This is a genomic window from Streptomyces sp. MB09-02B (genome assembly GCF_033794485.1).
Taxonomy (GTDB): Bacteria; Actinomycetota; Actinomycetes; order Streptomycetales; family Streptomycetaceae; genus Streptomyces.
The window spans coordinates 1-21,911 of sequence record NZ_JARGEE010000061.1; the positions used below are offsets into that span (position 1 = coordinate 1).

Genomic DNA, 21,911 nt, shown 5'->3' on the forward strand with positions numbered 1-21,911 from the left:
TTTAACAGTAACACCCCCCATGTCGCTAAGTCGGGGTGATTCCCCTGGGATAGGGGCACGAGGCCCCCACCCCAGCTTCGGCCAGGCGGATGTGTACGGCCGGGGTGGGCCGTACGGCGGCCAGCGCCCGCCACACCTCCAGGTCGTCCTCGCCCCAGGGGGCGTGCGCCCAGTCCGCCAGGAGGTCGGGGTCATGCCCGGCTATCAACGCCGTGCGCAACCCGTCGGCGAGCCTGCGCCGCACCCGTACGACGGCCGGTGCCTGCGAGCCCGGCAGCAACGGGCCCGCGTACGCCGACGCGGCCGCCGTCACCGCACCCGTCTCCAGTCGCCGTTCCACCACCGCCACATCGGACTCGACGGGAACCATCAGCCGGTACGGCCGTGACGCCACCAACCCCGGCCCGAGGAGACGGCGCAGCCGCGCCACTTCGGCCCGCAACGTCACCGGTGTCACCGACTCGTCCTCGTACAGCGCGCAGAGCAGCTCGTCGCCGGACAGGCCCTCCGGGTGGCGGGCGAGCAGCACCAGGATCTCGCTGTGCCGGCGGCTGAGCCTGATCTTCCGCCCATGGACCTGGAGCTGGGCCTCGTCCCGGCCCAGCGCGGCCAGTTGGAGCGAATCCGCCGCAGCGCCGGGCGGGGTCAGCAGGGCGAGCTGGGACTCGGCGGCCCGAGCGACCGCCTGGACGAAGCCGAGGCTGTGCGGATGCGCCAAGCCGTCGCCGCCGGTGATGTCGACCGCACCGAGCACCCGCCCGGTCCGTGGATCGTGCACCGGCGCCGCCGCGCACGTCCACGGCTGCACCCGCCGTATGAAGTGTTCGGCCGCGAACACCTGCACGGGCCGGTCGACGGCGACCGCGGTGCCCGGAGCGTTCGTCCCGACCGCGGACTCCGCCCAGCGCGCACCCGGTACGAAGTTCATCCGGTCGGCCCGCCGTCTGGTCGCAGCGTCCCCCTCCACCCACAGTAGTCTGCCCTGCGCGTCGCACACGGCCAGCAGATGCTCGCCGTCCGACGCGAACGTGCCCAGCAACTCGCGCACCAACGGCATCACTCGGGCCAGCGGATGCTCAGCGCGGTAGGAACCGAGGTCGCCGTCCGTCAGTTCCACCGGAGCGGTGCCCTCGGGCCCGACACCCGCCTTCGCCGAACGCCGCCACGAGTCCGCCACCACGGAACGCACCGGTCGCGCCACCGTGCCCCGCAACGTGAACGCCTCGTGCGCGCGCCGCAGCACCCGCACCCGCTCGACGGGGTCGGCTCCCGGCTCCAGAGCCACCCAAGGATCGGTCAACTCGGCCTCCCGGACACGTGCTCACGGCTGGAAACCATCGTCACCGTCGGACCCGCACCCCGACAAGCGGTGCGCTCCGACAAGCCGCGCCCCCGGCCAAGCCGCGAGCTCCGGCCTCAGGCGGCGACGACCAGGCGTATGTAGCGGTCCCAGTCCCAGTGCGGTCCCGGATCGGTGTGGTCGGTGCCCGGCACCTCGTAGTGGCCGATGATGTGGGCGCGGTCCTTCGGGATGCCGTGCCTGTCGCAGATCGAGGCGGTGAGCGCCGCGGACTGCTCGTACATGGCGGTGGTGAAGTACTCGGGCCGGTCGATCCAACCCTCGTGCTCGATGCCTATGCTCCGTGCGTTGTAGTCCCAGTTTCCGGCGTGCCAGGCGATGTCGCGTTCCCGGACGCACTGGGTCACCCGTCCGTCGGCCGACCGGAGCAGGTAGTGCGCGGAGACCTGCTTCGCGGGGTTCCAGAAAACGGGCAGCGTGTTCTTGTACGTGGTCTGCGTGACATGAATGATCACCATGTCGACGGGTTGACCGGCCGGACGGTCGGCCGCGGTGTAGTTGGCCGTGCTCGCCGGGTCCCATCGGGCGGGTGTGTGGTCGAGGGGCGGAGACTGGGCGTCGGCCCTCGGGCTCGGGAGCAACGCGTAAGGGATCGCGGCGAAGGCGGTGCCCCGCAGCAGCCGGCGCCTGCTCGGCAACGGCCTGGCTCGCTCCATCTGGCTCTGCCTTTCCGGTCGGTGGGTGGGTGCTGTGCTGGTCGGCTCGCATCCGTACTCGAAGACGCAGTCACAGGTCGAATGGCTGCGCCTCGCGTGGATCACGGTACGGCGCATACCGATCGCGCTGTCCGAGCGTGTGGATAACGGTGGAAAACCGGCGAGTTGTGGATATCTCCGTCACTCGACAGAGTGAACAGGTGGTGGTGAGGGCGGTCGAGGTCGCGCCGAACACGCAGACCGGCCAAGCCTCGACCGCCCCGACCCGCCCGGCCTCGCCCTGTTCCCGTTGCCGCGTTACGGCCGCACCCCGACCGTCGCCGGATCGTCCAGCACACCACGCACCACCGAGTGGGCAGCACCCAGCAGAGGACCCTCGGGGCCCAGCCGGGACACGGTCACGGAACATGCCGGACCGGCCGTGCGCCGTGCCAACTCCCGCTCCAGCGAGGGCAGTAGCCAGGGGGCGAGGGCGGCCAGGGCGCCACCCAGCACCACCGTCCGCGGGTCCAGCAGATTCACCGCGCCGGTCAGCGCCACACCGAGCGCGGTGCCGGCGCCGCGCAGGGCCCGGTGCACATCCCTGTCGCCGGCGGCGGCCCGCTCGGCCAGGAACTCGACCTGGTGTTCGCCGGGTTCGAGCCCGGCCGCCCGAAGGACGGCCTCCTCGCCGGCGTACTGCTCCAGGCAGCCGCGTCCACCACAAGCGCAGTCGGGGCCTTCCGGCCGTACGGGAACATGCCCCAACTCGCCGGCGAATCCTCGTGTTCCGCGGAGCAACCGACCGTCCACGACGACCGCCCCGCCGATGCCGATCTCCGCGGAGACGTGCAGGAAGTCGGGCGGTGTCCCGTCCCCGAGCCAGAGTTCCGCGAGACCGCCGAAGTTGGCCTCGTTGTCCACGGTCGCCGGCAGCCCGGCGGGCAACAGGGCGCCCAGATCCGTGTCGTGCCAGTCGAGGTTGGGGGCGCGGACCACCGTGCGGGCGTCGCTGGCCACCAGCCCGGGCACGGCGACCGCGAGCCCTGCGGGCCACAGGCCCTCGCCCTCCGCCTCGGCGATCACTCGCCGGACGAGCTCGGTCAGCTCCTCGATGACCGGCTCCGGCGTCCGGCCGCGGTTGGTGCCGTGCCGTACCGCCCGAGCCCGTACCTCACCCCGCAGATCCACGGCACAGACCGCGAGGTGGTCGACACCGATCTCCGCGCCGATACCGGCGGGGCCGCGTCCGCTGAGGGCGAGCGCCGAGCCGGGCCGTCCGACGCGGCCCGGACGCTCGGGGCCCAGTTCCTCGAGGAGCCCCGATCGGATCAGCTCGTCCACCAGCGTCGACACGGCGGCCCGGGTCAGTCCGATGTGCGAGGCGACGGCGGCCCGGGACAGCGGCCCCTCGGTGTTGACGGTGTGCATGACCCGGGAGAGGTTGCGGCGCCGCATGCCCTGCTGGTTGTCGGGCAGGCGGCGGCCGGAGCCGCTCGCGCTGGTTTCGTGCAGTGGTGCGGTCATGCCTCCCTCGGCTCCCGTCGGTGCGTCCCGGTGGGTGTCCCTGTGCGTTTCCCTGTCCGTGCCATGTAGATCATGCCGGAATCGGATTTTCCCACTCGGGGCACCCCCTCGCCGGTCGGTCGCTCGCCTGTCGGGGTCGCTCTCCGGTCGGCCGTTCGGCGGGTCAGTGTCTCCGGTCAGTCGCTCTCCGGTCAGTCGCTCTCCGGTCCGCGTTCCAGCAGCGGTGCGGCGTCGGCCAGCACCTGGGAGATCCTGGCGAGCGTCTCCTCGTCCCGCTCCACGGCCTCCAGCACCGGCCCCCGCGTGGTGTCCCAGCGGCGCGCGACCGCGGCCGGGTCCTCGCCGGTGAGCAGCCCGGCGGCCTGCGCGGCGGCGCCCAGCGCGACCAGTTCCCTGGCCTCGGGGACCTGCACGGCACGCCCCGAAAGGCGGCGCACGGTCTGTTGCCAGGCGGTGCCCCGCGCGCCCCCGCCGATGAGCAGCAGCGGTACGGAGGTGTCCGCGTCGGGGTCCAGCACCAGGTCCAGGGCGCCGAGCAGGGAGTGGACGGCACCGTCGTACGCGGCCTGCAGCAGCTGCCCGCCGGTCGTGTCGTGGCGCAGACCGTGCAGCAGGCCCGAGGCGTGCGGCAGGGCCGGGGTGCGCTCGCCGTCCAGGTAGGGGAGGAGGGTGACGTCCGTGCCGGGCTCCACGGACTCACGGTCGAGGCCGAGCAGGGCGGCGACACGGTCGACGGCCTGGGTGCAGTTCAGGGTGCAGGCCAGCGGCAGCCAGTCCCCGTGCGCGTCGGCGAAGCCCGCCACCGTGCCCGTCGGATCCGCAGGGCGGAGCCTGGAGACGGCGTACACCGTGCCGGAGGTGCCGAGGCTCAGGACCGGAGTGCCGGGGCGCAGTCCGAGCCCGAGCGCGGCGGCCGCGTTGTCACCCGTCCCGGCGGCGACCAGGGTTCCCTTGGCGAACGGCAGCTCATGGGCGTCCCGTACGGTCCCGGCGACCTCGCCCGGCCGGACCACACGGGGCAGCAGCGCCGGGTCCAGCCCCACATGGGCGAGCACCTCGGCGTCGTACGCCTCCGTCGCCGACGCCCACCAGCCCGTGCCGGAGGCATCGCCGCGATCGGTCGTGCCCTGGCCGGTGAGGCGCTCGGTGAGGTAGTCGTGCGGCAGGCGCACAGCGGCGGTCGCACGGACTGCCTCTGGCTCGTTCTCGGCCAGCCAGGCCCACTTCGTCACGGTGAAGGACGGCCCCGGCACGCTGCCGGCGCGCTCCGCCCAGGCCTTCGTGCCGCCGAGTTCCTCGACCAGGCGGGTCGCCTGCGGCGCCGAGCGCACGTCGTTCCACAGCAGCGCCGGACGCACCGGCTCGCCCCGGGCGTCGAGGGTGACGAGGCCGTGCTGCTGGCCGCCGATCGACACCGCCGAGGCCTCGCTCGCCGCCGCCCCGCACTGGTGCAGCGCCTCGCACAGCGCGTCCCACCACTGGCGGGGGTCACTCTCCCGGCCCGCGCCGGAGGACACGGTGTGCGGCGCCTGCCCGCTCGCCACGACCCGGCCGGTCGCAGCGTCGACGACCAGGGCCTTGGTGGACTGTGTGGACGAGTCCACACCGACGACGAGCGGACCCTCGGCAGCTGACATCGGGCTCTCCTTCTCACGCGGCTCGTGACCGCCGCTGACGCGGCTGGCGCCTCCGTCCGGAGACATCTTGTCTTCCCAGAGACGCGTCCGCATACTAATTTGTAAATCGCCATGACGAAATAGTCGGAGCAAGGAGCCGCGGCATGAACTACCAACCCACCCCCGACGACAGGTTCACCTTCGGCCTGTGGACTGTCGGCTGGCAGGGACGGGACCCGTTCGGCGACGCCACGCGGCGCGCCCTCGACCCGGTCGAGTCGGTGCAGCGTCTGGCGGAGCTCGGCGCCTACGGTGTGACCTTCCACGACGACGACCTGATCCCCTTCGGGTCCTCGGACAGCGAGCGCGAGGAGCACATCAAGCGCTTCCGCGCGGCCCTGGACACCACCGGCATGACCGTGCCCATGGCCACCACCAACCTCTTCACGCACCCCGTCTTCAAGGACGGAGCGTTCACGGCCAACGACCGTGACGTCCGCCGCTACGCGCTGCGCAAGACGATCCGCAACATCGATCTGGCGGTCGAGCTCGGCGCCAAGATCTACGTCGCCTGGGGCGGCCGCGAGGGCGCCGAGTCCGGCGCCGCCAAGGACGTCCGGGACGCGCTCGACCGCATGAAGGAGGCCTTCGACCTCCTCGGCGAGTACGTCACCTCCCAGGGTTACGACCTGAAGTTCGCGATCGAGCCCAAGCCGAACGAGCCGCGCGGCGACATCCTGCTCCCCACCGTCGGTCACGCCCTGGCCTTCATCGAGCGCCTGGAGCGCCCGGAGCTCTACGGCGTCAACCCCGAGGTCGGCCACGAGCAGATGGCCGGGCTGAACTTCCCGCACGGCATCGCGCAGGCCCTCTGGGCCGGCAAGCTCTTCCACATCGACCTCAACGGCCAGTCCGGCATCAAGTACGACCAGGACCTCCGGTTCGGCGCAGGCGACCTGCGCTCCGCGTTCTGGCTGGTCGACCTGCTGGAGAGCGCCGGTTACGCGGGGCCGAAGCACTTCGACTTCAAGCCGCCGCGCACCGAGGACTTCGATGGCGTGTGGGCGTCGGCCGCGGGCTGCATGCGCAACTACCTCATCCTCAAGGAGCGCGCGGCCGCCTTCCGCTCGGACCCGGCCGTCCAGGAGGCGCTGCGTGCCGCGCGCCTGGACCAGCTGGCCCAGCCCACGGCCGCCGACGGACTGCAGGCGCTGCTCGCGGACCGGACGGCCTTCGAGGAGTTCGACGCCGAGGCCGCCGCCGCGCGCGGCATGGCCTTCGAGCAGCTCGACCAGCTGGCGATGGACCACCTGCTGGGTGCGCGCGGCTGATCGCGCAGCTCATCTCCGGCCGGTGGGCGTACCGGCCGGAGACACGCCTCCTCCGGTCGGTCCTGCGTGGAACTCGACGGAATCATGCGGTCCACGGCATGAGTCCGTAGCAACTCCCGCGCAGGGCTCGCGCCTTGGCCGTTTCGCGGCGACTCTGGACGGTATGGGCCTGCCGCTGCCACCGTCCCAGCCACCGCGACCGCCGGACGGCACACCGCCGTCGAACGGCACAGGATCCGGGCCCCCGTCAGGGGGCTACGGTCCGCCTCCGGGCGATCCGACCGGAGGCGGTGGTGGCAGCCAGCCCCCGCGTCAGGGCGGGGGCTGGCATCCGCCCGATCCGCCCGGTGGACCCTCGTCCGACGGGCGTCGCAGGCTCGTGCTCATCGCGACGGCCGTGATCATCATCCTCGGCGCCGTCCTCGCCGTGGTGCTGGTGGCCTCCGGGGATGAGGGATCACCGGACGAGAAGCCCTCGGGCGGGACCGGTGGCGGTGCGAGTCCTTCGCCGACCCCGTCGCTGAGCCTCCCGTCCGGGCTGCCCAGCGACCTTCCGATGCCGCCCTCGGGTTTCCCCAGCGATCTGCCCAGCGGGATGCCGAGCGATCTGCCGAGCGGGTTCCCGACCGGGTTGCCCAGCGACCTGGACTCACTCTTTCCGGACCGGGTCGGCCACACCGGGTGACGGGGCCGCTCTCACATGACGGGATCGCAGTCAGGTGATGGGGTCGCTCTCCGTCGTCCATTGCCGGGTTCACCGTCAACCGCGGCCAGTGCCGTCGCCGGATCATGGGCTGCCGGGCCGGCCGGTGCCCAGCGGCCCCGTTCCTTGCGGTAGGGCCACCAGCGGCCGTCCCGCCCGAGGCGCAGCTGGGCCGACCCGCCCACGACGGTCCAACGGTTGTGCGTGGACCGCAGCGAAGGCCGCTCGCCCTCCTCCCACGCCGTCTCCAGAGCGGCACACGCGCGTGCGAGGGACTCCACCGGTACGTGCCACTCCTCGTCCAGCACGGCGAGACCGGCCGCCCCGCCGTACCGCCAGGCGCGGACGGCGAGCGCCAGTCCTTCCCTGCCACGTCCCGAACCGTCGCCGAGCCGTGCCCCGATGTCCGCTCCCGGGGCACCGGCGGCCAGCCGCACCACGTCCTGGCGGAACGGCAACTCGTCGTCGAGGGGCTGCTGCTCGTGACCGGGACGGAGCGCCTCGGCCAGCAACCGGTGTGCCTCCCGCGCCGTCTGCGCCGCCAGGAACTCCAGTGCTGCCGGGTCCAGTCCCGGCGCGGGCCCGGTCTCGGTGTCCAGGGAGGGCGGCAGGCCGGGCTCCACCGGCAGCCGGGGCGGCTCGGGGAGGGGCGGCAGGATCTCTCCCGTCGCGAACGCCTCGGCGGCGTCCACCCCGTCCCGGTGATCGTCCCCGAGGCCGCTCCGCAAGCCGCTCCGCAGGCCACCCGCTGCCTCCTCGCCGTCCGCGGCGGACGCGGTTCCGCGTAGGTGGAGTTCGTCCAGCAGCGCACGTTCGGTACGGCCGCGCACCAGCAGCAGGACGAACGGGTCCTGATCCAGCAGGCGGGCCACCTGGTAGCAGAGCGCGGCGGTGTGACCGCAGTGGTCCCAGGCACCGCAGTCGCACCGTGCCTCCAGATCACCGAGCCCGGGCAGCAGTTCGACTCCGGCCGTCGCGGCGTCCTCGACCAGATGCGGCGGCATCTCACGGTCGAGCAGAGCGGCTACGTGTCCGGCCCGCTCGACCGCCATCTCCAGAAAGCGGTCCCAATGATCCGTGGACAGTTCCTGCAGCAGGACGTCGGCCCGGTGGCCGGTGCCGTCGCGGTCCTGGACGACCGCGGTGACGCGCCCGGGGCGCACCGACACCGCGCCCACTGCCCCCGCCCGAGCCAGCCTGCGACCCGCCTTCACCTGCTCCCCGTCCAGCGCCGCGTCCTCGAGCGCCTGCAACCAGGCCCGGCCCCACCACGTCCGTGCGAAACCCCTGCCCCGTACGGGGGCCAGTGCGGCGAAGGTGCGTTCTTCGTCGTGTCCCGTGCGTTCCGTCATCGCGCGTCCCCTCGAAGCTCCACCAGAGCGGCCAGTTCGGCGTCGGACAGCTCGGTCAACGCCGTGTCGCCCCCGCCCAGCACCGCGTCGGCCAACTCCCGCTTGCGCAGCAGCATGTCCGCGATGCGGTCCTCGATCGTGCCCTCGGCGATCATCCGGTGCACCTGGACCGGCCGTGTCTGTCCGATGCGGTACGCCCGGTCCGTGGCCTGCGCCTCGACGGCCGGGTTCCACCAGCGGTCGTAGTGCACCACATGCTCGGCCCGCGTCAGGTTCAGACCCGTGCCGGCCGCCTTCAACGACAACAGGAACACGGGTACCTCGCCTGCCTGGAAGCGCTCCACCATCGCCTCACGCTCGGGTACCGGTGTTCCGCCGTGCAGGAAGTGGGTCGGCACCCCCCGCGCCGCCAGGTGACGTTCCAGCAGCCGAGCCATCCGGACGTACTGCGTGAAGACCAGAACGCTCGCCCCCTCGGACAGGATGGTGTCCAGGAGTTCGTCCAGCAGCTCCAACTTCCCCGACCTGCCCGGGATCCGCGGCCTCTCCTCCTTGAGGAACTGGGCGGGGTGGTTGCAGATCTGTTTGAGTCCGGTCAGCAGCTTCACGATCAGACCGCGCCGCTCCATGCCGTCGGCGGCGGCGATCTCCGCCATGGTCTCGCGGACCAGCGCCTCGTACAGCCCCACCTGTTCCCTGGTGAGCGACACGGCACGGTCGGTCTCGGTCTTCGGTGGAAGCTCCGGCGCGACGCCCGGGTCGGACTTGCGGCGCCGCAGCAGGAACGGCCGTACGATCCGGGCCAGCCGCTCCGCCGCGGCGGGGTCCCGGCCGCCTTCGACGGCCTGCGCGTAACGGGTGCGGAAGGTGCCGAGGCGGCCGAGGAGACCCGGAGTGGTCCAGTCGAGGATCGCCCACAGTTCGGACAGGTTGTTCTCCACCGGAGTGCCCGTGAGAGCCACGCGCGCGCGTGCCCCGATGGTGCGCAGTTCCCGCGCCGTGGCCGAGTAGGGGTTCTTCACGTGCTGCGCCTCGTCCGCCACGACCAGGCCCCAGGGCATCTGGGCGAGTCGGGGGGCGTCGAGCCGCATCGTGCCGTACGTGGTGAGGACGAACTCCGCGTCGGCGAGCCCCTCCAGGCTCCGCCGGGAGCCGTGGAAGCGGCGCACCGGCACCCCCGGTGCGAACTTCTCGATCTCCCGCTGCCAGTTGCCCATCAGCGAGGCCGGGCAGACCACGAGGGTGGGGCCGGCGGACGAGGCGTCCGACTGCCGGTGCAGGTGCAGAGCGATGAGGGTGATCGTCTTGCCGAGCCCCATGTCGTCGGCGAGACAGCCGCCCAGCCCCAGGGAGGTCATCCGGGCCAGCCAGTCGAGCCCTCGCAACTGGTAGTCCCGTAGCGTCGCGGCGAGCGCGGACGGCTGCCCGACCGATTCCTGCCCTTCGGGGTCCGACAGCCGTTCCCGCAGCGTCGCCAGCCACCCGGTGGGCAGGACGTCGACCATCCGGCCGTCGACCTCCGTCGAGCCCGTCAGAGCGGCGCTGAGCGCGTCGACGGGCGACACCTTGTGGTCCTGCCGCGCACGGGCGTGGCGGATCTCCTCAGGATCCACCAGGACCCACCTGTCGCGCAGTCGCACCACGGGGCGGTTCGCCTCCGCGAGCACGTCGAGCTCCTGCCGGGTGAGCCGCTGATCGCCGAGCGCGAACCGCCAGTCGAAGGCGAGCAGCGCGTCGGCGGACAGGTACGACGGGGTGTCCGACGCGTTTCGGGCAGGACCCTGCTCCTCGTCGTCCGGTGGGCGCTCCTCGTCGTCCGGTGGGCCGATGACCGCGTGGGCGGTCAACCCGCGGGCCAGTTCCCTGGGCCAGTGGACCTCGACACCGGCCGTCGCCAGCAGCCGGGCACCCTCGCCGAGCAATTCGGTGACATCCTCGTCGGCGAGTTCCACCGCGTCCGGCACGGCCGCCGACAGCAGCGGGCCGAGCGGTGCCCAGGCGCGGGCGGCGCGGCGCAGCGCCAGCAGAGCGTCCGTCCGCGCGCTCGGGCCGAAGGCGGTCGCGTCGGCCCACACCGCGGAGGCGTCCGCGACGAGCGCCGGATCGCTCACGCTGTGCAGCTGGGGGACGACACGGAACTCCGGCTTCGTCCCGGCGGGATCGTCGGCGCGGAGCGAGGCGAACCCGGGAATCTCGACGCGCAGTGAGACACGGACCCCGGCGTCGTGCCCTGCGGCTATGTCCGCGGCCCAGGAGCGCTGTTCGGGAACGGACCGGGGCTCACGGGCGGCGAAAACAGGTGCCCCCGCCGCGATGCTCGCGGCGGGGGAGCGGGGCAGCGAGTCCACGACGGCGTCGAGGAAGGCGCGCAGCAGCCGCTCCGGATCGGGCAGCAGCGGCGGCTCGGCGTCGTCCACGGCCAGCGCGTGCGCCTCGGGCGGCATCGCGGCGGCCAGCTCCCTGACCCGGTCCATGTCCTCCACCCGCAGCGGCCCCGCCCGCCAGGCGTCGTGGCCGCTCGCGGTGACGCCGGGCAGCAGCAGGCCTCGTGCGGCGAATTGAAGTGCCAGCAGGGCGGCGGCCCCCCAGAAGGCCGTGGACCTGTGGGCACCGCTGGCGGCACGCGCGCGCGTGAGCACCGGAAGCGCGGCGCGCACCGGGAGCGACACGACGGGCACCGTGATCCGTCGGACGCCGGAATTGCCGGGCCGGACGAGTGTCAGCTCTCCTGCGCAGCCCTCTGAGACCTGGGGCGGCGCCGAGCCATCCGGCCGCCAGAAGGCGACGTGGCCGGTGCGGGCAGGGTCCGCGGCCACGAAGACGGTGTGGCAGCGAGCCAGGTCGGTGACTTCAGAGAGGGTTGCCCGGGGGTTTGTCGGCACAGGGATGCTGGACTCCTCAAATTTGACTACTGCAACAGAATCGCCGAGGTTACCTCACTTCAAACCTCGTCCTGGCATGCCATGAAGTGATGTGGGTCACTTTTCCTGGTCGGCGTCGAGGGCATCTCAGGGTTGTACGGGGGTCGGCTCAGGGACGCGTCAGGGTCGTGGTCCGGAACCGCAGGGAGCCCGATCCCGTTTTCAGGACAGAGAGCGGCAGTGGCCGCGAAGGAGGCGACGGAGATGTCGAAGAGTACGAAGATCGCCGCGGGGGGTGCGGCAATCGGGATCGTCCTGTTGATCCTGTTGCCCTTCCCCTTCTGGGCCAATCTCCTGATAGTCCTGGGGATCCCGACGGCCGCGTACCTGGCGCTGGACCCCTCGCAGCGGCGTCGGCTGCGCCGCGCCGGCCGCAAGGAGCTCGGCCGCTGAAGTACCACCGGCCCGCGCAGGCGGGCCGGTGGGGTGCGCGGGATCAGTTCGGGCGTACGGCGATCTTGTCGAGGGACTCCAGAAGGCCGGGCAGTTCTGGGCCCCTGCCCACCGGCAGTACCTCCCCGGGTTCCTCGTCGAGGAGGACGAACGCGATGTCGTCGGTTCTGGCCACCATCGACCAACCGGGACCGTCGGCACGGAGCGTCCGTGCGCCCTCCGGCGCGAAGGAGGAGCGGACCCGCCCGAGTGGCGGAGGGGATTCCACGTACGCACGCGCCTCCGCGAGCACACGGCGGATGCCCGTACGGTGAGCGCCGTCGTCCTTCCCTGCGCCCGCCCCGGCTTCCGTCAGGTCACCGGTCGCCGCCCCGTCCGAGCCGTCCTGCCCGGCGAACGCGGCGTCGTCGATCTGTTCCCGCCACATGGACCACTGCAGAGCGATCTCGTCGGCGCCCAGACGCCGCTGGGCGGGACCCCAGGTGCCGGTGTCCGGCGGGCTCAGCGGAGGGCGGTCCGACACCTCGGGATCGGGGTCGTGCGGAGCGGGCACCCCCGGTGCCGCCACGGCCACCGCAAGGGGCCAGCCCGGCAGCGCGGCCACCACGGAGTCCTCGTCGGGCGACAGGTCGTACTCCATGCCGCAGTCCCACGACGCGATGGCCACGGCGACCAGCGACACGTCGTCGACCGCCACCGTCCACCTCGCTCCCTCGCCGTCCTGGCCCAGAACGATCCCGTAGCCGTCGGCGAGCGGAGCGAGGTCCAGGGCCGCGCAGGCCTCCGGGTAGTCGTCGCCCAGCACACTGGGGAAGTTCGCGGGCGTGAGCAGTACCGCCGTCAGCACATACAGCGCGTCGTCGTCCCCGGCGGTGACGGCATCGTCGTCCGTCCCGGCCATGCCGGCCTCCCATCGCTCTCGCTCGTCCGTCGGCGCACCCTAATGCGCCCGGCGGGCCCTTGTCACGAGCGGGAACCCCGTGCGGAGCTGCGGATATCCAGGGCGAGCTGCAGGTATCCGGGTGGACAGGGGCGAAACGACCGGACACCCTCACTCGTTCAGGCGGCGGGCAGCCCGAGGAGTGACCGCGCGACCGTCTGCGGCGACTCGTCGCGCTCCCGCGCGAGGGCGATCACCGCCCGGCACGCCAGCTCGCTGACTCCGAACGACAGGGCCTCGGGCGACACCCAGGTCGCGGCCTCGTCGATCTGGTCCTGATCGTCCTCGGCACACGCCGCGATGTAGACGGCGGCCGCCTCGAACAGGTTGTGCGTGCGTTTCGACTCCCGCGCGGTGGGCTCCGCGCGCAACGAACCGAGAAATCTGCCGAAGGACTTGCGAACGCTGCCGAACATATGGGCTACCTACCCCCCGCGTCGGTATCACTTGCTCGTCCTACCCAACGTAGAGACGGACCTGCGGCCACAGAAGGGGGAGGGCGGGGTGAAGCGCGGCGAACGGCGCATTCAGGACCCTTCTCGGCGCGATCCCCCGGGCGAAGGCAGGGCTCGGCCCGCACGCGTCGCGAGCGCCAGGAAACGTGCGTCCTCGTCGGCGTACGACGTCATGCGCCAGCCCGAGCCGGCCAGCAGCGGCCGCAGGTTCCCCTCGGCGCGCAGGTCCTCCGGGGTGATCCGCCGCCCCTGCCGCGCTGCGAGCGCCGCCCGGCCGATGGGGTGGAACAGCGCCAGGGTGCCGCCCGGCCTGACCACGCGGGCCAGCTCCCGAAGGTTCTCCGCGGGGCTCGGGAGGTGTGCGACGAGCCCGGCGGCGAACACCGCGTCGAGCGACGCCGTACGCACCGGCAGGCGGCCGACATCGGCGAGCACCAGCAGCCCGTCACGGTCCCGCCCGGCCCGTACGGCGGCCTCCGGCATGGCGGGCGTCAGATCGGCCCCGAGGACCACTCCCGAGGCTCCCACGGCAGCGCGCAACGGCGTCAGGGCCCGCCCCGTGCCGCACCCCGCGTCGAGCACCCGGTCGCCCTCGCGCAGACCGAGCTCGTCGACCGCGGCGGCGTAGGCGGGCCCGTCGTCGGGAAAACGGGCGTCCCAGTGAGCCGCCCGTGCCGTGAAGAACTCCTGGACGTGTGTGTGGTTGTCCGTGCGGTCGTCGCTCATGCTCCGCATGATCCCTCACCGGAACGATCGAGAGGGTGACGCGCATGTTCGGGCGGGAGGCGATCGGTCCCGTGCATATATGCGCCACATTCCAGCAGCTTTCGAAATGCGCCCCCTCCGTGCTCCCGTGCCCCCACTAGCGTCCCGGGGCCATGGGACACCTGGACCACACCACCTTCGGCTGGCTGACCCCCGCGCTGTCGTACGCCATGGCCTGCATCGGCGCCGCCCTCGGACTGCGCTGCACGGTCCGCGCGCTCGCCACCACCGGCACGTCCCGCCGCAACTGGCTCGTCACCGCGGCGTCGGCGATTGGCACCGGCATCTGGACCATGCACTTCGTGGCGATGCTCGGCTTCGGCGTCAGCGGCACCGAGATCCGCTACGACGTGCCCCTGACCGTCCTGAGCCTCCTGGTCGCCATGCTCGTGGTCTGCGCCGGCGTCTTCGCCGTCGGCTACGGCCGTGACCGCGCCCGGGCGCTCCTGCTGGGCGGGCTCACCACCGGCCTGGGCGTCGCGAGCATGCACTACCTGGGCATGGCGGCCGTACGCCTGCACGGCGACGTGACCTACGATCCGGCACTCGTCGCCCTCTCCGTCGTGATCGCCGTGGTCGCGGCGACCGCCGCCCTCTGGGCGGCCCTCAACATCAGATCGCCAGTCGCGGTCACCGTCGCTTCCCTCGTCATGGGCGGAGCGGTGAGCAGCATGCACTACACCGCGATGTGGGCGGTGCGCGTGGAGGTCACCCCGTCCGCGGCGGTCCTGCCCGGGGCCACGGCGATGCAGTTCATCTTCCCCCTCGCCGTCGGCCTCGGGTCCTACCTGTTCCTCACCTCGGCGTTCGTCGCGCTGTCCCCGACAGCCGGGGAACGCGAGGCATCCGCGTCGGCCCAGCGCCCGGTCGAGAACGCCGCCGCCCACTAGGGGGTGCCTCGAAAGTCCCGCACCGAACCCGATCGAGGAGGCCATGCGTACACCCCGCAGGACCCCGACAGCCGCTGCCGACGGCCCGCCCCGGCCCGCGATACGCGGGCGCCGCGCCCACGCCGGACCACCGGCCGACGAGCACCCCGCAACCGACGGCACCGCCATCGACACCGACGCCCCGACGGTCGGCGCGCCCACGCGCGCGGGACGCCGGCACCTGCGTCCCCGCACCGTCCGAGCCAAGATCGTCTGTCTGTTGATGGTGCCTGTCGTCTCCCTGCTCGCGCTGTGGGCGTACGCCACCGTCACCACCGCCCAGGACGTCGCCCGCCACCGCCAGCTGCAGCGCGTCGACGCCTCCGTACGCGGTCCGGTCGCCGACGCCGTCACCGCGCTCCAGACCGAACGCGCGGCCGCCGTACAGTACGCCACGGAACCCTCCGCACAGCGGGAGAGCGCGCTGCGCGGACTCGCTCGGCGCACCGACCGGGCGGTGGACTCCCTGCGGCTGGGCGACCGCCACACCGTCGCCGATGGCGCCGACCTGCCCGCGGCTGTGGCCGAACGCCTCGCCGGTTTCGTGACCGGAGCCGAACACCTGCGCGCGCTGCGGACGTCGGTCCTCGACCGCCGCAGCGACTGGGCCGAGACGTACGAGCGCTACACCACGACCATCGCCAAGGCCTTCGGCGTGGGCGGCGCGCTCACCGGCATCCAGGACGCCGAATCAGGCTCCGACGCGCGCGTGCTGCTCGAGTTCTCCCGCGCGGGCGAGGCGCTGGCACAGGAGGACGCGCTCCTGTCCGGCGCCCACGTCGCCAACACCCTCGACCGCGAGCGGTTGCGCCTGTTCATCGGCGCCGTCGACACACGTCACACGCTGACCGAAGCCGCCGGCGCGGACCTGCGTGGCCCGGAACGCGCGGCCTGGCATGAAATCGCCGCGGGCAACGCCTACGCCGACCTGCGCGCCCTCGAGGACGAGGTGCTCGCGAGCCGCCCCGGAGCCCAGGTGCTCCATGCCGTCCCCGAAGCAGCCTGGAAGTCCACCCACGCGCGCGTGCGAGACGACATGCGCGGCATCGAGGCGGACGCCGACCGCGAGGTCGCCGACCGGGTCGGCCCGTTCAGCCGCGCACTGCTCACCCCGGCGGGCGCCGCCGTGCTCCTCGGCCTCGCCGCGGTCGCCGCCTCCCTCGTCATCTCCGTACGTATCGGACGGGGCCTGGTCATCGAGCTGGTGAGCCTGCGCAACGGCGCCCTGGAGATCGCCCGCCGCAAACTGCCCGACGCCATGCGCAGACTGCGCTCCGGTGAGGAGGTCGACGTCGACACCGAGGCCCCGCCCGGGCCACCCGCGGAGGACGAAATCGGTCAGGTCGCGGAGGCCCTCGGCACCGTGCACCGCGCCGCCCTCCGCGCGGCGGTCGAGCGCGCCGAACTCGCCGGCGGCATCTCCAGCGTGTTCGTCAACCTCGCCCGCCGCAGCCAGATCCTCGTACACCGCCAACTCGGTCTGCTCGACAGCATGGAACGCCGCTCCGACGACCCCGACGAACTCAGCGACCTCTTCCGCCTCGACCACCTCACCACGCGCATGCGACGCCACGCGGAAAGCCTGATCATCCTCTCGGGCGCGGCCCCGGGGCGTGCCTGGCGCATGCCCGTCTCCCTGACGAACGTGGTCCGCGCGGCCATCTCCGAGATCGAGGACTACGCGCGCGTGGAACTGCGGCAGCTCCCGGAAGCGAAGATCGCCGGAACCGGGGTCGCCGACCTTACCCACCTCCTTGCGGAAATCGTGGAGAACGCCGCCCAGTTCTCACCACCCCACACGCGCGTACGGGTCACCGGCGAACCGGTCGGCAACGGCTACGCACTGGAGGTCGAGGACCGGGGCCTGGGCATGGGCAAGGAGACACTCGCCGAGGCCAACCGCCGCATCGCACAGTCCGAGGCCCTCGATCTGTTCGACAGCGACCGGCTCGGCCTGTTCGTCGTGAGCCGCCTCGCCGCCCGCCACGGCATCAAGGTCCACCTGAGGACTTCCCCCTACGGCGGCACCACGGCCGTGGTGCTCCTCCCCACCACGCTGCTCCACAGCGGCACGCCGGAACGTTCCCCCGCAGCCTCCGCAGAAGCAGCTCCGGAGCCCGAGGAACGCGAGTACGCGCGCGTGACCGCGGCCCCGCACCCGGAACTCGTCGAACACTCCAAGGACCGGCGCGCCCTGACGGCTCCCGTGGCCTCCGCCAGGCGGAGCGCCGGGGACGGCCCGCCCCGGACCCCGCCCGAGGTACCGCCCGGCGTCACCACCCTGCGCCCGCACCGGCGGCCGCCGGAACCGGACAGCGATGCGGACGAACTGCCGCGCCGCGTACGCCAGGCGCACCTCGCACCTCAACTGCGCGAACGGCACGCTGGGCAGGCCGCCCCGGAGGCGACCCCCCGAGCGGACGACGAGCGCACGCCGGAACTCGTCAGGGAACGCATGGCGGCCTACCGCGACGGCTGGGCACGAGGCGGCGGCAGGGCACCCGGCAGAGGAGTCCCGCACGGCCCCACGACAGGCGGCGACAGCAGCGAAGGAGACCCCGCATGATCCAGGACCCGCGCACCAGGGCAACCGAGCGCTCCGGTGAACTCGACTGGCTGCTGGACGACTTGGCCCTACGCGTGCACGAGGTGCGGCACGCCGTGGTCCTGTCCAACGACGGCCTGGCGGTCGGCGCCTCCAGCGACCTCAGGCGCGAGGACGCCGAGCACCTCGCCGCCGTGGCCTCCGGCTTCCACAGTCTCGCCAAGGGCACGGGCCGCCACTTCGGCGCCGGGGGTGTGCGCCAGACGATGGTGGAGATGGACGACGGCTTCCTCTTCGTGGCCGCCGCCGGAGACGGTTCCTGTCTCGCCCTCCTCACGTCCGTCACAGCAGACATCGGGCTGGTGGCGTACGAGATGGCACGGTTGGTGAAACGCGTCGGAGAGCACCTCCGCACACCGACCCGCGCCGGCGCACGTCCGCCCACGGCCGGATGAACCAAGGACGGGCCGTGCTCATGACCGAAGGCAGTGACGCCGGCGCCCCGCACGAACCGCCGGGCAGCCGTTGGTACGACAACGAGGCCGGGCCGCTCGTCCGCCCCTACGCCGTGACGGGCGGCCGCACCAGGCCCGGTCCCGGCGGGCCCTGCTTCGACCTGATCGCCCTGGTCTCGCTCGACACAGGCGCACCTACCGTAGACGACGCGTTGCTCGGTCCGGAACACCTGGTGCTCCTTGCACTGTGCCGGACCGAGACCCAGTCGGTCGCCGAACTCGCCGCGGGCGCCGATCTGCCCGTCGGCGTAGTACGGGTTCTCCTCGGGGACCTCATGGAGTCGGGCCGAGTCACCGTCAGCCGCCCCGTGCCGCCCGCGCAACTGCCGGACGAACGCGTCCTGCGCGAGGTGATCGAGGGGCTGAGGGCGCTGTAGATGAACGCACACACGGATGCGACCCGTACCCATTCGCGCATCCAACCCGGCACCGAACGGGCACAAGCGGTCAGTGACAGGAAATACCGGTCCAACACCCCACGGACGGGTGACAGTTGCCAAGATGCTGACTCCTCACAGCCGTACCGATGTCGACCACGGCCGACACTCCCGAGAGAAGTGATCGATGGTCTCCGAGCACCCCGATGAGACAGACGGCGACACGGGCGCCCTGGCGTTGAAGATCCTCGTCGCCGGCGGATTCGGCGTCGGCAAGACCACGCTGGTCGGCGCGGTCAGTGAGATCAAGCCGCTGCGTACCGAGGAACTCCTGAGCGAGGTGGGCCAGTCGGTGGACGACACCGACGGTGTGGACCAGAAGGTCACCACCACCGTCGCCATGGACTTCGGCCGCATCACCATCAGGTCGGGGCTCTCGCTCTACCTGTTCGGCACCCCCGGTCAGGACCGGTTCTGGTTCCTGTGGGACGAATTGGCGCAAGGGGCGTTGGGTGCCGTCGTCCTCGCGGACACCAGGCGACTGCAGGACTGCTTCCCCGCCGTGGACTACTTCGAGCACCGGCACATCCCCTTCGTGGTCGCGGTCAACTGCTTCTCGGAAGCACGCGCCCACGGCGCCCAGGACGTCTCACGCGCCCTCGACCTCGACCAGGGAACCCCCGTGGTTCTCTGCGACGCCAGGGACCGCGACTCCGGCAAGGAAGTACTGATACGGCTCGTCGAGTACGCGGGACGGGTGCACACCGCCCGGCTGCTCGACTCCGTGGGCTGAACCGGCGTCGACACGCCTGCTTCTGGAACAGGCCTGCTCTTGGCCGGATAGTGTCCCTTGACACCGCTGTTTCGGGTGGGGAAGCACCCGTTGTCGCTGTTCGCGCGGAAGGACCGGCATGCCTTGTCGGTCATCTTCCCTGCCATGTTCCGATCCTGCTTGCTCCGACAGCAGCAGTGGGGAAGGCTGAATCGTCGGGTCCTCCGTGTCCGGGGGAACGACGAAACGGGGAGTGCGAACGATGTCGCAGAACGCGGGGCTCGGTTGGCTGCTGGACGACCTGACCGAGCGCGTGGAACCCATACGGCACGCCCTGGTGCTGTCCAACGACGGACTCGTCACCGCGGCCAGCACCGGCCTGCGGCGCGAGGACTCCGAGCACTTGGCCGCGGTCTCGTCGGGTCTGCACAGCCTCGCCAAGGGCTCGGGCCGCCACTTCGGCGCCGGTGACGTACGGCAGACGATGATCGAGTTCGACGACGCGGTGCTCTTCGTCACCGCCGCCGGGCCCGGCAGCTGCCTGTGCGTCCTCAGCGCGGCGGAGGCGGACATCGGGCAGATCGCGTACGAGATGACGCTGTTGGTGAACCGTGTCGGCGAACACCTCCGGGTGGACGCCAGGCACCCTGAACGCTCGGCCGTGATGGACCGCTGACCTGCACTTATCTCCCTTGTGGGCCAAGTTATCCACAGGCCCGCCACGACTTTCCGCAAACGGGCTACGGTTTTCCCGAGGCGAGCGCGAGACCAGCGCGAGCACCACACCGCACGGGGGAGAACCACCATGTCCGGCGACACCGTCACACAATCCGCAACGCCCACCACCAACACCCAGCACACCACGACCACCGATCCCACCAGGATCACCACACGACGCGGCGCCCAGGCATCGGCCAAGGCGGCCGGGAAAACCAGGGCGGCCGGTGCGGCCGGCGGCACCATGGCGTTGAGCCGAGCCGCCCGCGAACTGGGCCTGAAACGCAGTGAACTGGACATCGCCGTACAACTGGGCTGCCTGCGCACGGTCGTCGACGACGGAGGCGGAGGCCGGCGCATCCCACGGGCCGAGGTCGAGCGGATCCGTGCCGAGAAGGGCTTCCCCGCGACCCTGCGGGAACGGGTCGAAGCCGTCGGGTCCAAAGCAGCCGCCGAGATCCTGGGCGTGCCGCCCACCCGGTTCATGCGCCTCGCCCGTCTGGGACTTGTCACGCCGGTCAAGTTCTCCCTCAACCGCTACCGCGCCGTGATCTGGCTCTATCTGGCGGCCGAACTGCAGCAGTTCGCGGCCGACGAGAGGAACGCCCCCTGGCTGACGGGCCGTATCCCGGAGGATCTCAGGCGCCGACTGGACGCGGGACTGGACCTGCGCCCCCGGAACTGGCGCGGGCGTCACCTCGGAGCCCTGCTGCGGCAGGCCGACGATCCCTGGAGCCGTGCGGCCGCTCCGGCCTCCCTGCTCGACCCGATCCAGGTGGCCGAGATCGTCCAGGACCCCTACGAGCGCGCCCACCTGCATTTCCACCGTCCCGCGCGAGCCGACCACGGGCCGCCCGACTCGCCCGCCGCACGGATCACCGCCCGGATCAGGACCGCGGACGACCCCGATGAGATCGCGTGGCTGCGGGCGGACCTACAGCGGTCCCTCAGCGAGGCCCGAGCGCACCGACTCGCCCCGAGGTCACGCCGGAAGGCGCCGCGGTCGGCGGCCTGGCACGAGACTCCCGTCGTGACCGCCCGACCCGCACCGCGGCCACCCCGGGGCCGACGACGCCCCGGGCAACCCGGGCCCAGTGCCGGCACGACACCCGAGCGACGACGCGGTCTGCTGGGCTGGCTCCGGCGCAGACACCACTGACGTGCCGGTCAGGCCTCGAGCCTGCGGAAGAGGCCTTCCTGGACGACCGACACGAGCAGACGTCCCTCCAGGTCGTAGATACGGCCGCGGGCCAGGCCGCGGCCGCCCACCGCGATGGGGGACTCCTGGTCGTACAGGAACCACTCGTCGGCGCGGAACGGCCGGTGGAACCACATTGCGTGGTCCAGCGACGCCATGTCGAAGCCACGAGGCCCCCAGAGAGGCTCCACCGGAATGCGGACGGCGTCCAGGAGCGTCATGTCGCTGGCGTACGTCAGCGCGCACGTGTGCACGAGTGGATCGTCGCCGAGGGGACCCACGGCGCGCATCCACACCGCGCTGCGCGGCTCGGCGTGCTCGACCTCCTCGGCCGTCCAGCGCAGCCGGTCGACGTACCGGATGTCGAAGGGCTGCCGCCGGGCCATGCGCTCCAACTGCTCGGGGAGCGTTCCGAGATGCTCACTGATCTCCTGCGTCACCGTCGGCAAGGACTCGGGGTCCGGCACCTTGCGGGCCGGCGGCAGCTGGTGCTCGAAACTCCCCTCTTCAGGCTTGTGGAAGGAGGCGGTCAGATTGAAGATCGTGCGGCCCTGCTGCACGGCGGTGACCCGGCGTGTGGTGAACGACCGCCCGTCCCGCACCCGCTCGACCTGGTACACGATCGGCACCCCGGGCCGGCCGGGACGGAGGAAGTACGCGTGCAGTGAGTGCACGGGCCGGTCGCCCTCGGTGGTGCGTCCGGCGGCGACCAGCGCCTGGCCGGCGACCTGGCCGCCGAAGACCCGCTGCAGGGACTCCTGCGGGCTGCGCCCGCGGAAGATGTTGACTTCGATCTGCTCCAGGTCGAGCAGGTCGACGAGCCGCTCGGCGGGGTTGGTCGTCATGTGCTGGCCTCTCCT

At 72.1% G+C, this 21,911-nt stretch carries 20 protein-coding genes; 10 read left to right on the forward strand and 10 right to left on the reverse strand.

The window, feature by feature from the left end; translation table 11 throughout:
• Positions 1 to 25: 25 nt before the first annotated feature.
• From P1P70_RS11870 to xylB, 4 genes are all read right to left on the reverse strand, one after another.
• The gene (locus P1P70_RS11870; protein ID WP_319236778.1) at positions 26 to 1,300 is read right to left on the reverse strand and encodes a GAF domain-containing protein; all 1,275 of its coding nucleotides are present in this window, start codon (positions 1,298 to 1,300) and stop codon (positions 26 to 28) included.
• Positions 1,301 to 1,416: 116 nt separating this feature from the next.
• Complete coding sequence (locus P1P70_RS11875) at positions 1,417 to 2,016, reverse strand: peptidoglycan recognition family protein (RefSeq protein WP_319236779.1); 600 nt, start codon at positions 2,014 to 2,016, stop codon at positions 1,417 to 1,419.
• A 297-nt stretch (positions 2,017 to 2,313) separates the two neighbouring features.
• Positions 2,314 to 3,522 (reverse strand): ROK family transcriptional regulator, encoded by a 1,209-nt coding sequence (locus P1P70_RS11880; protein WP_319236780.1) that lies wholly within the window; start codon positions 3,520 to 3,522, stop codon positions 2,314 to 2,316.
• A gap of 191 nt (positions 3,523 to 3,713) precedes the next feature.
• Complete coding sequence (gene xylB, locus P1P70_RS11885; protein ID WP_319236781.1) at positions 3,714 to 5,159, reverse strand: xylulokinase; 1,446 nt, start codon at positions 5,157 to 5,159, stop codon at positions 3,714 to 3,716.
• Between the two features lie 143 nt (positions 5,160 to 5,302).
• On the opposite strand from xylB, the gene xylA reads away from it, so the two are divergent.
• Together xylA and P1P70_RS11895 are read left to right on the forward strand one after the other, a co-directional pair.
• Positions 5,303 to 6,469: a xylose isomerase gene (xylA, locus tag P1P70_RS11890; protein ID WP_319236782.1), complete on the forward strand. Its 1,167-nt coding sequence runs from the start codon at positions 5,303 to 5,305 to the stop codon at positions 6,467 to 6,469.
• Between the two features lie 379 nt (positions 6,470 to 6,848).
• On the forward strand, positions 6,849 to 7,154 hold the full coding sequence (locus tag P1P70_RS11895) for a hypothetical protein (RefSeq protein WP_319236783.1): 306 nt from the start codon (positions 6,849 to 6,851) through the stop codon (positions 7,152 to 7,154).
• Between the two features lie 11 nt (positions 7,155 to 7,165).
• Here P1P70_RS11895 and P1P70_RS11900 read toward each other — a convergent pair whose 3' ends face one another.
• Both P1P70_RS11900 and P1P70_RS11905 read right to left on the reverse strand, forming a co-directional pair.
• A complete protein-coding gene (locus P1P70_RS11900; RefSeq protein ID WP_319236784.1) occupies positions 7,166 to 8,524 on the reverse strand; it encodes an SWF or SNF family helicase in 1,359 nt (452 codons plus the stop codon).
• A complete protein-coding gene (locus P1P70_RS11905; RefSeq protein ID WP_319236785.1) occupies positions 8,521 to 11,406 on the reverse strand; it encodes a DEAD/DEAH box helicase in 2,886 nt (961 codons plus the stop codon). The genes P1P70_RS11900 and P1P70_RS11905 overlap by 4 nt, the downstream gene beginning before the upstream one ends.
• Positions 11,407 to 11,625: 219 nt before the next feature.
• Here P1P70_RS11905 and P1P70_RS11910 point away from each other — a divergent pair, with 219 nt between their 5' ends.
• Entirely contained in the window at positions 11,626 to 11,838 is a 213-nt protein-coding gene (locus P1P70_RS11910) for a hypothetical protein (protein ID WP_319236786.1), read from the forward strand.
• 43 nt (positions 11,839 to 11,881) lie between these two features.
• Here P1P70_RS11910 and P1P70_RS11915 read toward each other — a convergent pair whose 3' ends face one another.
• The 3 genes from P1P70_RS11915 to P1P70_RS11925 all read right to left on the reverse strand — a co-directional run bounded on the left by P1P70_RS11915 (position 11,882) and on the right by P1P70_RS11925 (position 13,968).
• The gene (locus tag P1P70_RS11915) at positions 11,882 to 12,739 is read right to left on the reverse strand and encodes a hypothetical protein (RefSeq protein WP_319236787.1); all 858 of its coding nucleotides are present in this window, start codon (positions 12,737 to 12,739) and stop codon (positions 11,882 to 11,884) included.
• Positions 12,740 to 12,897: 158 nt separating this feature from the next.
• On the reverse strand, positions 12,898 to 13,194 hold the full coding sequence (locus tag P1P70_RS11920; RefSeq protein ID WP_319236788.1) for a hypothetical protein: 297 nt from the start codon (positions 13,192 to 13,194) through the stop codon (positions 12,898 to 12,900).
• A gap of 111 nt (positions 13,195 to 13,305) precedes the next feature.
• Positions 13,306 to 13,968, reverse strand: a complete 663-nt coding sequence (locus tag P1P70_RS11925; RefSeq protein WP_319236789.1) for a class I SAM-dependent methyltransferase — start codon at positions 13,966 to 13,968, stop codon at positions 13,306 to 13,308.
• Between the two features lie 143 nt (positions 13,969 to 14,111).
• On the opposite strand from P1P70_RS11925, the gene P1P70_RS11930 reads away from it, so the two are divergent.
• From P1P70_RS11930 to P1P70_RS11960, 7 genes are all read left to right on the forward strand, one after another.
• On the forward strand, positions 14,112 to 14,888 hold the full coding sequence (locus P1P70_RS11930) for an MHYT domain-containing protein (RefSeq protein ID WP_319236790.1): 777 nt from the start codon (positions 14,112 to 14,114) through the stop codon (positions 14,886 to 14,888).
• 43 nt (positions 14,889 to 14,931) lie between these two features.
• On the forward strand, positions 14,932 to 17,493 hold the full coding sequence (locus P1P70_RS11935) for a nitrate- and nitrite sensing domain-containing protein (RefSeq protein ID WP_319236791.1): 2,562 nt from the start codon (positions 14,932 to 14,934) through the stop codon (positions 17,491 to 17,493).
• Complete coding sequence (locus P1P70_RS11940; protein WP_319236792.1) at positions 17,490 to 17,927, forward strand: roadblock/LC7 domain-containing protein; 438 nt, start codon at positions 17,490 to 17,492, stop codon at positions 17,925 to 17,927. The genes P1P70_RS11935 and P1P70_RS11940 overlap by 4 nt, the downstream gene beginning before the upstream one ends.
• A 20-nt stretch (positions 17,928 to 17,947) precedes the next feature.
• Positions 17,948 to 18,364, forward strand: coding sequence for a DUF742 domain-containing protein (locus P1P70_RS11945; RefSeq protein WP_319236793.1), 417 nt, complete (start codon positions 17,948 to 17,950; stop codon positions 18,362 to 18,364).
• A gap of 187 nt (positions 18,365 to 18,551) precedes the next feature.
• The gene (locus P1P70_RS11950; RefSeq protein WP_319236794.1) at positions 18,552 to 19,157 is read left to right on the forward strand and encodes a GTP-binding protein; all 606 of its coding nucleotides are present in this window, start codon (positions 18,552 to 18,554) and stop codon (positions 19,155 to 19,157) included.
• A gap of 241 nt (positions 19,158 to 19,398) precedes the next feature.
• A complete protein-coding gene (locus P1P70_RS11955; RefSeq protein ID WP_319236795.1) occupies positions 19,399 to 19,812 on the forward strand; it encodes a roadblock/LC7 domain-containing protein in 414 nt (137 codons plus the stop codon).
• Between the two features lie 129 nt (positions 19,813 to 19,941).
• Positions 19,942 to 21,012: a DUF6397 family protein gene (locus P1P70_RS11960; RefSeq protein ID WP_413471457.1), complete on the forward strand. Its 1,071-nt coding sequence runs from the start codon at positions 19,942 to 19,944 to the stop codon at positions 21,010 to 21,012.
• A gap of 8 nt (positions 21,013 to 21,020) precedes the next feature.
• Here P1P70_RS11960 and P1P70_RS11965 read toward each other — a convergent pair whose 3' ends face one another.
• The gene (locus tag P1P70_RS11965; protein WP_319236796.1) at positions 21,021 to 21,896 is read right to left on the reverse strand and encodes an acyl-CoA thioesterase II; all 876 of its coding nucleotides are present in this window, start codon (positions 21,894 to 21,896) and stop codon (positions 21,021 to 21,023) included.
• Positions 21,897 to 21,911 lie beyond the last annotated feature (15 nt).

What these genes read in the sequence shown, in the direction of transcription:
- P1P70_RS11875 (WP_319236779.1), bottom strand. Translation starts at nt 2,016, where the DNA reads ATGGAGCGAGCCAGGCCGTTGCCGAGCAGGCGCCGGCTGCTGCGGGGC.
- P1P70_RS11880 (WP_319236780.1), bottom strand. Translation starts at nt 3,522, where the DNA reads ATGACCGCACCACTGCACGAAACCAGCGCGAGCGGCTCCGGCCGCCGC.
- xylB (WP_319236781.1), bottom strand. Translation starts at nt 5,159, where the DNA reads ATGTCAGCTGCCGAGGGTCCGCTCGTCGTCGGTGTGGACTCGTCCACA.
- xylA (WP_319236782.1), top strand. Translation starts at nt 5,303, where the DNA reads ATGAACTACCAACCCACCCCCGACGACAGGTTCACCTTCGGCCTGTGG.
- P1P70_RS11900 (WP_319236784.1), bottom strand. Translation starts at nt 8,524, where the DNA reads ATGACGGAACGCACGGGACACGACGAAGAACGCACCTTCGCCGCACTG.
- P1P70_RS11915 (WP_319236787.1), bottom strand. Translation starts at nt 12,739, where the DNA reads ATGGCCGGGACGGACGACGATGCCGTCACCGCCGGGGACGACGACGCG.
- P1P70_RS11920 (WP_319236788.1), bottom strand. Translation starts at nt 13,194, where the DNA reads ATGTTCGGCAGCGTTCGCAAGTCCTTCGGCAGATTTCTCGGTTCGTTG.
- P1P70_RS11925 (WP_319236789.1), bottom strand. Translation starts at nt 13,968, where the DNA reads ATGCGGAGCATGAGCGACGACCGCACGGACAACCACACACACGTCCAG.
- P1P70_RS11930 (WP_319236790.1), top strand. Translation starts at nt 14,112, where the DNA reads ATGGGACACCTGGACCACACCACCTTCGGCTGGCTGACCCCCGCGCTG.
- P1P70_RS11935 (WP_319236791.1), top strand. Translation starts at nt 14,932, where the DNA reads ATGCGTACACCCCGCAGGACCCCGACAGCCGCTGCCGACGGCCCGCCC.
- P1P70_RS11940 (WP_319236792.1), top strand. Translation starts at nt 17,490, where the DNA reads ATGATCCAGGACCCGCGCACCAGGGCAACCGAGCGCTCCGGTGAACTC.
- P1P70_RS11945 (WP_319236793.1), top strand. Translation starts at nt 17,948, where the DNA reads ATGACCGAAGGCAGTGACGCCGGCGCCCCGCACGAACCGCCGGGCAGC.
- P1P70_RS11950 (WP_319236794.1), top strand. Translation starts at nt 18,552, where the DNA reads ATGGTCTCCGAGCACCCCGATGAGACAGACGGCGACACGGGCGCCCTG.
- P1P70_RS11955 (WP_319236795.1), top strand. Translation starts at nt 19,399, where the DNA reads ATGTCGCAGAACGCGGGGCTCGGTTGGCTGCTGGACGACCTGACCGAG.
- P1P70_RS11960 (WP_413471457.1), top strand. Translation starts at nt 19,942, where the DNA reads ATGTCCGGCGACACCGTCACACAATCCGCAACGCCCACCACCAACACC.
- P1P70_RS11965 (WP_319236796.1), bottom strand. Translation starts at nt 21,896, where the DNA reads ATGACGACCAACCCCGCCGAGCGGCTCGTCGACCTGCTCGACCTGGAG.